Source organism: Frankia sp. CcWB3 (assembly GCF_977927595.1).
In genome coordinates this window covers 15,066-25,841 of record NZ_CDWRCK010000025.1, presented here as the reverse complement: position 1 = coordinate 25,841, position 10,776 = coordinate 15,066, and the positions used below count along the sequence as shown (strand labels likewise).

At 68.1% G+C, this 10,776-nt stretch carries 9 protein-coding genes; 2 read left to right on the top strand and 7 right to left on the bottom strand.

Annotated features, from left to right (window positions below; genetic code table 11):
* Positions 1-138: 138 nt before the first annotated feature.
* The 6 genes from ACY5KJ_RS03810 to ACY5KJ_RS03785 all read right to left on the bottom strand — a co-directional run bounded on the left by ACY5KJ_RS03810 (position 139) and on the right by ACY5KJ_RS03785 (position 7,616).
* A complete protein-coding gene (locus ACY5KJ_RS03810) occupies positions 139-1,383 on the bottom strand; it encodes a class I SAM-dependent methyltransferase (protein ID WP_462186776.1) in 1,245 nt (414 codons plus the stop codon).
* Complete coding sequence (locus ACY5KJ_RS03805; protein ID WP_462186775.1) at positions 1,384-2,574, bottom strand: class I SAM-dependent methyltransferase; 1,191 nt, start codon at positions 2,572-2,574, stop codon at positions 1,384-1,386.
* Positions 2,575-2,689: 115 nt separating this feature from the next.
* Positions 2,690-3,730, bottom strand: coding sequence for an NAD-dependent epimerase/dehydratase family protein (locus tag ACY5KJ_RS03800; RefSeq protein ID WP_462186774.1), 1,041 nt, complete (start codon positions 3,728-3,730; stop codon positions 2,690-2,692).
* Between the two features lie 5 nt (positions 3,731-3,735).
* The gene (gene rfbF, locus ACY5KJ_RS03795) at positions 3,736-4,509 is read right to left on the bottom strand and encodes a glucose-1-phosphate cytidylyltransferase (protein ID WP_462186773.1); all 774 of its coding nucleotides are present in this window, start codon (positions 4,507-4,509) and stop codon (positions 3,736-3,738) included.
* On the bottom strand, positions 4,506-5,753 hold the full coding sequence (locus ACY5KJ_RS03790) for a glycosyltransferase family 4 protein (RefSeq protein ID WP_462202806.1): 1,248 nt from the start codon (positions 5,751-5,753) through the stop codon (positions 4,506-4,508). Before ACY5KJ_RS03790 ends, rfbF begins: the two co-directional genes overlap by 4 nt.
* A gap of 531 nt (positions 5,754-6,284) precedes the next feature.
* A complete protein-coding gene (locus tag ACY5KJ_RS03785; protein WP_462202804.1) occupies positions 6,285-7,616 on the bottom strand; it encodes an acetyl-CoA hydrolase/transferase family protein in 1,332 nt (443 codons plus the stop codon).
* A gap of 102 nt (positions 7,617-7,718) precedes the next feature.
* On the opposite strand from ACY5KJ_RS03785, the gene ACY5KJ_RS03780 reads away from it, so the two are divergent.
* Positions 7,719-9,485 (top strand): sensor histidine kinase, encoded by a 1,767-nt coding sequence (locus tag ACY5KJ_RS03780; RefSeq protein WP_462202803.1) that lies wholly within the window; start codon positions 7,719-7,721, stop codon positions 9,483-9,485.
* A 50-nt stretch (positions 9,486-9,535) separates the two neighbouring features.
* Here ACY5KJ_RS03780 and ACY5KJ_RS03775 read toward each other — a convergent pair whose 3' ends face one another.
* The gene (locus tag ACY5KJ_RS03775) at positions 9,536-10,273 is read right to left on the bottom strand and encodes a DUF427 domain-containing protein (protein ID WP_462186769.1); all 738 of its coding nucleotides are present in this window, start codon (positions 10,271-10,273) and stop codon (positions 9,536-9,538) included.
* Between the two features lie 298 nt (positions 10,274-10,571).
* On the opposite strand from ACY5KJ_RS03775, the gene ACY5KJ_RS03770 reads away from it, so the two are divergent.
* The gene (locus ACY5KJ_RS03770) at positions 10,572-10,715 is read left to right on the top strand and encodes a dsRBD fold-containing protein (protein ID WP_462186778.1); all 144 of its coding nucleotides are present in this window, start codon (positions 10,572-10,574) and stop codon (positions 10,713-10,715) included.
* The last annotated feature ends 61 nt before the right edge of the window (positions 10,716-10,776 follow it).

Here is a 10,776-nt window from a genome sequence, read left to right as displayed (position 1 = left end):
GGGTGACGGGACACCAGGCCCCGCCTGGCGATCATGCCCCTTGCGTCGGGCCTCACCCTGGGTGCCGCTGTCGACAGGTATGGCCATTCTCCATCGTCCCTCCGTCCGGCCGGAGCCGGACCTCTGCTGACGAGCTTGTCAACTACTAAGTGGCACGACCTCCGCGGGCACACCCAGTTCCGCCAACCGGCCGCGCACCTCGTCCAGATACAGCGGATTCGGGAGAAAAACGCGCCCCACCCGCTCCACCGACAGGTCCTCGGGTGCCAACACCGGATGCCCGGTGCCGGGCACGAACAAGCCCCTCTTCCGCGGGTTGAGGTCGACGACTCCCCGCACGGCGGAACCGGCGTCCGACACGTTGAGGAATGCCACCCCCTTGGACCCCGCCCCCCAGACCAGCGCACGCGGCGCGTCCCAAGCGGAATCGGCGGCCGTCGCCAGGTCGGCGAGATGCGCGGACCAGCGCCCGACAACCTCCCGGTAGACGTCACCGAACTTTCTGGCCTGGACCACGAACCGGTCCGTCGCCACCACGTCCTCGCCGGCGGCCGGTCCGATCCGACCGGGCGGACGGGCCGGCGGCGCCGTCCTGGCCTCGATCCAGAGGAACTGGTCACCGTAGGACGTCCCGGCGTCGGTGACGGTGAACCCGGCCGCGCTCACCACCCGCCGGAGTCCGGCCGGCGAGAAGTACGACACGTGCGGGTAGATGAAGTCCCACACCCCCGCCTCGCCGAGGACGAAGCCGCCGTTGGGCACCTCGAGATACAGCGATGCGTCCCGGCCGCCCAGCGCATTGCGGATATCGGTCAGGAAGCCCAGTGGATCGGACACGTGCTCAAGGACGTGCCGGCAGACGACAAGATCTGCCGGGAGATGGGAATAGCGCGGACCGTACAGGTCGACCACAAAGGTCACCGCGGCGTCGTCGGCACGTTCGGGGCCGATGTAGGTCGGGTCGTACCCGGTTCCGGCACACAGTCCCCGGACGCACAACAGGCGCAGGAAGTCCCCCTTGCCCGACCCGATCTCGACAATCTCCCGCCCCACCAGGTTGTGCCGGACGATCAGACGGTCCGCCAACGCCTCGGCGTACGCCCGGAAGGCGGGCGAGAAGTGCAGCGAGTTGTCATACTCGCCGCCGTACTCGACGAGCCCGGCCTCGAACGCGACATTGACCACGGTGCCGCACTCGGCACACAGCGACAGCTCCAGAGCACGGCGCTGCGCGGCCATAGCGGCCTCCCGCGACGGCCACAGCACGCCGGTCATCACCGGCGAACGCTCAACACGTACCAGGTCTTCGAGCGCGGTGCCCTGGCACGCCGGACAGACATTGGTCACCGGACAGACGTTGTTCACCAGACAGACATTGCTCACTCAGACGGCCCTCAGCTCGGTGTCGACACCCAGCCGGGTCAATTCCCCCGCGATCTCGTCACGATAGATCGGATTCATGATGATCAGAAGGTCCGGCCTGTCTTCCCGCAGCCACTCGGACGGGACGATGCGGTGGCCGCTGCCCGCCATGAACATGCCGTGTTTGTGCGGGTTGATATCGACGGCGTAGCGGACCAGGCCGGCGGCCGGGCCGAGGGTCGCCAGAAACGACACACCTTTGGAGCCCGAACCCCAGATCGCCGCCTTTTCGCCGCGCTGCTGCCCGTGCCGCAGCATCTCGCTCCACCGGTTCAGCGTCGTGGCCACCTCACGCTGGAAGTGCCGTACCCCGACGCGCAGGGTGGCCAGGTCGTCCTCGATCGGCAGCGGGTCACCGGCCGCCGGAACGGTGGACGGCCGCGCCTCGATCAGCAGGTACTGGTCGTCATAGTCGAGGGAGACGTCGAGCACCTCGAACCCGGTAGCTCGGAACAACCTCGCCAGCGAACCGGCGCTGAAATAGGAGCAGTGCTCGTAGTACACATCCCAGAACGCCGCCTCCTGCAGCACCCGCAGGACGTCCGGCAGCTCAAAGAGGACCGGGATATCGGTCCGGTCACCGATCGCGGCCCGGATCATTCGCATGAAGTCGCCGACCGGCGCGATGTGCTCCAGGGTGTGCCGGCACACGACGGCGTCGGCGGTCAGGTGCGCATACCGCTCGGAGTAGAGGTCCGTGATCCAGGTCAGCCGGCCGGCAACCGGGCTGGTGATGCGCTCGGGCCGGACACCCGGGTCGATCCCGATGCCGGCCCCGGCACCCTGCTCGACCATGTGGACGAGAAACTCACCCTTGCCGCACCCGATCTCCAGGACCGTCTTCCCGTACAGGTCGTACTTGTCGGTCCATCGCTTGGCAAGGTCCCGCGCGAACTCCTGAAAGCGGGTGGAGAATGCCTGCGTCTCCTCATAACGGGCGGAATACTGATTCTTGGCCGGATCGAAGGCCGTGTTCATGATGAAGCCGCAGCCCTCGCAGAAGGCGATCCGCAGGTTACCCCTCGGGAACGCCCGGGCCTCGTCCTCGCCGGCCAGCAGCAGACAACTGTGCGACGGGACGTCGTCCTTTGCATAGAAGGAGGTGAGACGGGAACCGCCGCAGGCGGGGCAGGCGGTGGACTGGTCAGTCATGGTACGACCCTCGGTGGCGGAACGGGAAGGATAAACCGGCCGCCCCGCCGCGGGTACGGCAGGTACCGCGGGTACGGCAGGTACGTCGAGCCGCGGGAGTGGCAGCCAAGCACGCTCATAGCACCCGCATCGGTGCGGCCGACCGCAGGGTGGCGTCGAGCAGACCGTCCGCCATGAGTTGCTGGATGCGCCGGATCCGCTGGAAGCGGGAGCCGATCAGGTCCTCCTTGGTCAGCCAGGCGGCGACGTAGGCCAAGTAGAGCTCCTCGACCCCCTTGCGGACGGTCCACACCGGCCGGAATCCCGGTATCTCCTCGGCGATACGGTCGCAGTCCACCCGGTAGTTCCGCTTGTCCGGCCCGGCCGTGTCCGCGAAGACCACCCGGCCGCCCGGCACGACCTCCTCGACGATCGCGGCCACGTCGCGTATCCGATAGTTCTCCGCCGACCGGCCGACGTTGTAGGCCTTGAGGTGGATCTTCTCGCGGGGCGCCTCGCACACGGCGAGCATCGCCCGGGCGATGTCCTCGATGTGTACCAGCGGCCGCCACGGCGTCCCGTCGCTCTTGAGGTAAACCTCGCCGGTCGTCACCGCGTAGCCGGTGAGATTGTTCACCACGAGGTCACCACGCAGTCGGGGTGAGACGCCGTACGCCGTGGCGTTGCGCAGGAAGACCGGGCTGAAATCGTCGTCGGCAAGCTCGGCGAGCTCCCGTTCGGCGATCACTTTTGACTCGCCGTAGGGGGTCACCGGATGAAACTCGGCCGACTCGTCGATGGGCGCGTCTCCGTGCGCGCCATAGAGGCTGCACGAGGACGAGAAGACGAAACGCGGTACGCCCGCGGCCTTGGCGGCGCGCCCGACCAGCAACGTCCCCCGGGCGTTGATGTCATAGGTCACGGCTGGGTTCAGATCACCCAGCGGATCATTGGATATGCCCGCCAGATGGACCACCGCGTCGTAACCCTCCAGATGGGACGGCCGGACGTCCCGAATATCAAGTTTCAACGCCGGCACGAAGTCCGGATCGAGTCCGAGGGTACACCCAGAGAACAGTCCGCTGTCCAGACCAACCACATCGTGCCCGGCGGCCCGGAAGAGCGGGACGAGACGGGTTCCTATATATCCGTCGTGTCCGGTGACCAGAATACGCATCGAGCTCAGTCCCATACCTTCCAGGGCGCACAGTCGCCATCCCACAGCGACTGCAGGAGTTTGCGGTCGCGTACCGTGTCCATACACTGCCAGAAGCCGCCATGCCGATATGCCATGAGCTGACCGTCCTTGGCGAGCCGCTCAAGGGGCTCCTTCTCGAACTGGGTGTCGTCGCCGGCAATGTAGTCGAAGACCTGCGGTTCTAGGACGAAGAAGGCACCGTTGATCCAGCCCTCACCGGCCTGTGGTTTCTCCGAGAACTCCACGATCTGGCCCCCGGCCAGCTCGAGGTGCCCGAACCGGGCGGGTGGCCGCACGGCGGTCAGCGTGGCGATCCTGCCATGCGAGCGGTGGAAGTCGAGCAACGTGTTGAGATCGATGTCCGCTACGCCGTCCCCCCAAGTCAACATGAACGTCCCCGTGCCACCGATCCAGGGCGCGAGTCGCCTGATACGACCGCCGGTGGCGGTATTCTGACCGGTGTCGACCAGATTTACCCGCCAATCCTCCGAGGTACCCCCGTGCCGTTCCACATCACCATTCCGGAGCGACACCGTGAGATCACTGGTCAGCGCCGCGTAGTCCACCAGCCAGCGTTTTATATATTCTCCTTTATACCCCAGTGCGATCGTAAAATCGGCGAACTGGAAGTGGGCGTAGTACTTCATGATGTGCCAGATGATCGGCCGATTCCCGATCTCGATCATCGGTTTGGGTTTGATGACCGTCTCCTCCGCCAACCGGCTTCCCAGACCGCCGGCAAGAATACCGACCTTCATCGTTCCGCTCGTTCCCGGGACCCGGCCGTGTGAACCGGCGCTGCCGAGCCGCCCACGCGGGTCAAGCCGCCCTGGCGAGGGACCGGGATACTGGGGTAGCTGGCCTGGCGACCACGTAGCCGGTCGTGGACCCCGACGTAGCTGGGCTCCGAATACCGCCAGGACAATTCGTTCACAATGCGCTCCCGGCCCCGGGCGCCAAGGGTCCGGCGTCGGTCCGGGTCCGTCAGCAGTTCGGCGAGGGTCCGGGCGAAGTCCGCCACCGTGTCGGAGGGTACGTAGACGGCGGCGTCCTCGGCGCTCACCCGGGTCTCGGTCAGGTCATAGGCCACCACCGGCAGCGCATAGGCCATGTATTCGAGCGTCTTGGACATGGTGGACACCTCGTTCAGCGGGCTCCGCGGGTCCGGCGACAATCCGACCGTAGCGGTGGACAGATAGTCCCGGATCATCTGGTCGTCGGCCCGCCCGGTGAACTCGACCCAGTCGTCGAGACCGAGCCGGCTCGACTGTTTCCGCAGATCGTCCAGACAATCACCAAATCCCAGCAGGGCGAAGGCGCAGTCGGTGCGCCCGAGAACGTGGACATAGTGATGTATGGCATCGAGGAGTCGGTCGACACCGTCCTGCGGGCCCATTATTCCCAGATAACAGGCAAGGTGCTGCCGGCCGCGCCGCAACTCGGGACGCTCCGCGGCAGGCTTCATCAGTTCGGGGTCCGGTCCGTTTCGGACGACGGTCACCCGTTCCGATGGCAGCCGCCCCCTAGTCAGGGCCAGCCGCCGGTACGATTCGTTGGTCACGATCACGTGGTCGGCGACCAGCTGGTTCATCCGTTCAAGCAGCAGCAGCGCGCGGAGCAACAGCCCCCCGTCCTTGCCGAACCGTGAGCGATAGAGTTCCGGACAGAGATCATGATGGTCGAAGACGAACTTCTTGCCGAACGGCTTGTAGAACAGCGCGAGCGCCCAGTACGTGTCCGGCGGGTTACACGCCTGGATCACGTCGAATCCGTGCCGGCGGGCCACGGCGACGGACAGGACAGCGGTTCGCACCCAGCAGTAGCCGAACTCGAAAACGTAACTGAGTACACCCTGGGTCCGGGGTGCGCCGCGATAGGTCCAGATGCTGACACCGTCGACGATCTGGTGACGCCGCTGCCCCGGGCCCCGTGGGCATATTACGGCGACCTGGTAGCCCTGGTTGCGAAGCGCCTGGCATTCCTGCCACGTCCGATGGTCGATCAGAATCGGCAGGTTCTGAACTACGATCAGAACCCGTCCTGCGTCGCCAACGTCGGGAGATTCGGTTGAGTCGGCGTCAGGCGCCGACGTGAGAGTATTCGCAGCCGTAGCCAACGAGATAGTCCCGTCGCGTGTCTGTCCCACATTTTTCTCCCGAAGATGAACGACCCCGTTGCCCGCGGACTGTGGACCCATCCCTCCCTTTCCGCTATGGCGAGGCTAGCGGCCGGCCTGGGCATCACCGGCGATTGAAAAACTTGCGTGTCGCGTCTTGGTGCCGGGCTCGGCCGATTCTCGCCACAGGAACGACAGAACTGACCGTTGGGGGCGGCTTATTCCAGCCATGCTGTTTGACGACGGCAGCCATGGCCGCCATGGATGCCGTGTTCGCGCCTTTAATGCCCGGGTCACTCTCGCGCTTTTTGACGCAAAGCCGCTCCTGGCAGCGGACCGCCAGTGACTTGTCGTGCGTTCCTCGGCTTTCTGGTCAGCTTACCGAATCAGACGGTCATCGAATCAGACGGTCCCGGATCAGACGGTCGACGATGCGCGGCCGGCGAGCAGTCCCAGCGACCCGGCCGCCTCCGTCAGGCCGGCTCGGGCGTCGGGGTGGGCGACGTGGTCGATGAGTCGGGCGGTCTGTTCGTGCTGACCACGCCCCCACACGGCCGCGGTCCCGTTCTCGGAGACGACGTAACTGTGCTGGAAACTGGTGACCGGGCTGGTAAGCCGCGGCAGCACACAGGAATCCCCCGACCGGGCATGCCGGCTCGGCAGGGCGATGATCGCCTTGCCGTCGGCCGCGTGCAGCGCGCCGACGACGAAGTCGGACTGCCCACCGAAGCCGGAGTAGATGCGGTTGCGGATCCAGGACGCGTTCGCCTGCGCATACAGGTCCACCTGCAGCGCGGTGTTGATCGAGGTCATCCGCGGCTGCCGGGCGATGACCCCCGGGTCGTTCACGATCTCGGTGCGTACCAGCAGCAACCGCGGATTGCGGTGCGCCCACGAGTAGAGCTCGGCCGACCCGAACAGGAACGAGGTCCGCAGCGGTGTCCCGGCGGCCAGCGCGCCGGAGGCTTCGAGCGCGAGCATGCCATCGGAAAAGGCCTCGGTCCACACGCGCAGATCCCGCCGGTCGACGAGGGCCGACAGCGTGGCGTTCGGGACACCGCCGATGCCGAGCTGCAGGGTCGCCCCGTCCTCGACGAGCGCGGCGACCCGCTCGCCGATCTGCCCGCGGACGTCGTCGACGAGCGTGACCGCGGGGCTGGCGAGCGGCTGCTCCACCTCCACGGCGAGGTCGACGTCGTCGATGCTCAGTTCACCGTCGCCGAAGGTGTAGGGCATCGACGGGTTGAGCTGGGCGACCACTAGTCCCCCGTGCGCGCGGGCCGCCTCGACCGCGGCCGGCAGGATGTTGACTTCGGTGCCGAGCGAGACCTTCCCTCCGTCGGGCACGCTGGTGTGCAACACGACGACGTCGGGCCGGTGGGTGGTCGCGAGCAGGCGGGGTACGAGGCTGAGCCGGTTGGGCAGGTAGTCGAGGCCGGGCACGTTGCGCATCGCCGGGCCGACGAACGCGGTCTCCGGCGTCACGCCGTCGCGCTCCGGCACGCCGCCCTGAGCGTTGATCATGAAGAGGCGGTATTCACTCACCACCGCGTCGATCACACGCAGCGCGACGAGCGGGGTAGCGAAGTTCCCCGCCGCCACGACCCGCGGCGTGGCCGACCGCCATCGGCCAGGACCGGCTACCCCAGGATCGGCTACCCCAGGACCGGCTCCACCGCCCGCACCGGAGCCTGCGGCGAGATGGGTCTCGACGCGGCGACCGAACTCCGCCTCGCTGACGATATCCATACCCGCATGGTGGCGTACCGGTGCGCGGCCGGCGAAGAATGGTCATCACCTCATCCCGCGGCTCATGCCGGCCCAGGCCCGGTCGGTTATCGTCTTGAGAACATGGAGTCCGAACGGGACCTCGCCTCCGCGGACGAAGGGACCTCCGATCTGGCCGGCACCGCACCGCCGCCAGGACCGCCGGGAGAGCTGATCTTTCCCGCGGTCGCTCGACTCGAGCTCGACGAGCTTCTCGCCCAACTGGTGGACCGGGCCCAGGACGTTCTGGCCACTCAGAGCCGGCTGCACGGCCTGCTGCGAGCCAACCGGATGATCACCGCCGACCTCAGTCTCGACGTGGTGCTACGGCGCATCGTCGAGTCCGCGTGCGAGCTGGTCGACGCCCGCTACGGCGCGCTCGGGGTAATCTCCCGTGACGGTCGGCTCGAACAGTTCGTGCACGTCGGGATGGACCCGGGACTCGTCGAGACGATAGGGCGGCTGCCCCGGGGAGACGGCGTGCTGGGCCTGCTCATCGCGGAACCGCAGCCGGTGCGCCTCGACGACATCGCCGACCACCGCCAGGCGGTCGGTTTCCCCCCGGGCCATCCACCGATGCGGGCCTTCCTCGGGGTGCCGATCCGGGTCCGCAACGAGGTCTTCGGCAATCTCTACCTCACCGAGAAACGCGGCGGTCGGGTGTTCACCGCGGAGGACGAGGAGCTGGCGCTCGCGCTGGCCGCGAACGCCGGTGTGGCGATCGACAATGCCCGGCTGTTCGGGGAGGCCCAACATCGCCAGCAGTGGTCGCAGGCGTCCGCCGACATCACCCGGCATCTGCTCGCCGACGGCGACGACCCGCTGGAACTGATCGTCCAGCGGGCCCGCGACGTCGCCCGCGCGGACACGACGGCGCTGGCTCTCGGGTCGGAGACGGCGACCGAGCTGTCCTTCGACGTCGCCGCCGGGCAGGACGCGGACCTGCTGCGGGGCCGGCGGGTACCGATAGAGAGCTCGCTGGCCGGCCACGCGGTACGCGACCATGCGCCGCTGGTCGTCGCCGACGTCCGCGAACTGGCCGAATCCGAGGTCCACGACCTCGACATCGGGCCAACGATGATCGTTCCGCTGATCACGTCACATGTCACGTCCGGGGCGCTGATCCTCGCCCGGCGCCGTGGCGGTGACCTGTTCACGGACGCGGACCTGGAGCTGGCGGCCGCGTTCGCCGCGCACGTCGCGCTCGCGCTGGAACTCGCCCGCTCCCGAGCCGCACGCGGCCGGCTGTCCCTGCTGGAGGACCGCGACCGGATCGCCCGCGACCTGCACGACCACGTGATGCAACGCCTGTTCGCGGTGGCGATGGGCCTGCAGGGCCTCGCGGCCAGCGAGGAGCGGCCCACCCGGGCGGAGCGGATGAACACCTACGTGGAGGATCTCGACGAGACGGTACGGGAGATCCGCCACACCATCTTCGAGCTGCGGGGCCGGGCGGCACCGGCCACGGGCAGCGGCCTGCGGGCGCAGATCCTGGGCGTCATCGACGACATGACCGGCGCGTTCGGCTTCACCCCGCGGGTCCGGCTGGACGGACCGGTGGACACGATGATCGGTCCCACCCTCGGCGACCATCTGATCGCGGTCGTGCGTGAGGCGCTGTCCAACGCCGCCCGGCATGCCAAGGCGGGCAGTGTCGAGGTGACCGTGACCGCCGCGAGCGGCGCCGTCACCGTCGACGTGCTGGACGACGGGGTCGGCATCGGCTCCACCACCCGCCGCAGCGGGCTGGCGAACATGCGGGCCCGGGCGCAGGACCTCGGCGGGACCTTCGAACTCGGCCCGGGCCCCGACGGCGGCACCCAGCTGCGCTGGTCGGTGCCGACCAGCTGACCCGTCCGCAGATCCGCCAGCCGACGGATCTCTGCGTTCCCGGCGGGAGCTCAGGGAGTCACCGTCTTCTCCCCGTCCAGGAAGAGGTCGACGCGCTCTTCGTAGAAGCAGACCAGCCCGGCGATCCGGGCGCTCTCCGGGAACGGGGTCCGGTAGGTCCAGACGAGATCGGGGTACGTCTTCCCGTCGATCTCGACCGAGTAGTACTCGGCGTGCCCCTTGTAGGGGCAGCTGGTCCGGGTGTCCGAGGGGCGGAGCAGGTCCTGCCGGGCGTCGGTGAGGGAAAAATAGTAGCGGGGCGGCAGGCCCGTCTCGAACAGGATGACGGGTCTGCGCGAGTCCGCGACGGTCACCCCGTCAACCTCGACCCGCACGTGCCGGGAGCTGGCGAGAGCGTCCACCCGGGTGTACGGGCTGCGCGGATGGACGTAGACCGGCTCGTCCTCCTCGAACCACCCGTCCATCGCGTTCCAGTCGAAGCGGACCAGGTCGCGCAGCCCCTCCAGCGGTGACTGCGGGTAGGACCAGGCCGCCTCGGGGGCGGTCGTCCCCGCCACGACGACGTCGTAGTAGACCGCCTCCCCCCGACTCGGCGAGTGCTCCACCCGCCCGGTAGGCGCCAGGGTCGCGCCGACGTCCGCTCTCGGCAGGTAGTACACAGGATGGTGGGGATTTTCCCAGACCAGCGCCGGGCGCGCCGTGTCCGCGACCAGCTGGCCGCCCAGATACGCCCGCACCCGCTTGCGGCCCTGTTCGAGCCGAACCCGCCCTCGTGCCTCAGTCGTCATCCGCTCGCCTCCCGTCCTCGCATTCAAACCGGCCCCTCCCGGGACCGGTTTCTTCTCTGGGCCAACCGGCGCGGCGCCCCGCGCCTTCCCGCCCCCCGTGTCACCGGGAAGCACGCGGGCACGTGACAACCAGGAAGAACTCATCCGAGGAGAGCTCGTCGGACGGAGGCCGAGATGACCACCACAAGAACCTGGACCGTGCAGATCTCCCTGACGGAGCAGGACGGCCGTACCCAGGCGGACGCGGCCCTGCACGGCAGCCGCCCGCGACGATCTACACGGGACGGGACAGGCCCGGCTGCACCCCGGGGAGCCCGACGTTCCCGAGATCGGGGACGAGGTGGCCGCCGCGCGCGCGTTGTCGGAGCTGGCACACCGCCTGCTCGACGCGGCCGCCGAAAATATCCAGGCGGCGATGGCGGGACCCGACCGGACTATGTGATCGTCGTCCGCCGCCGGCGGAGCCAGTGGAGCCGGCGGAGCCAGTGGAGCCGGCGGAGCCC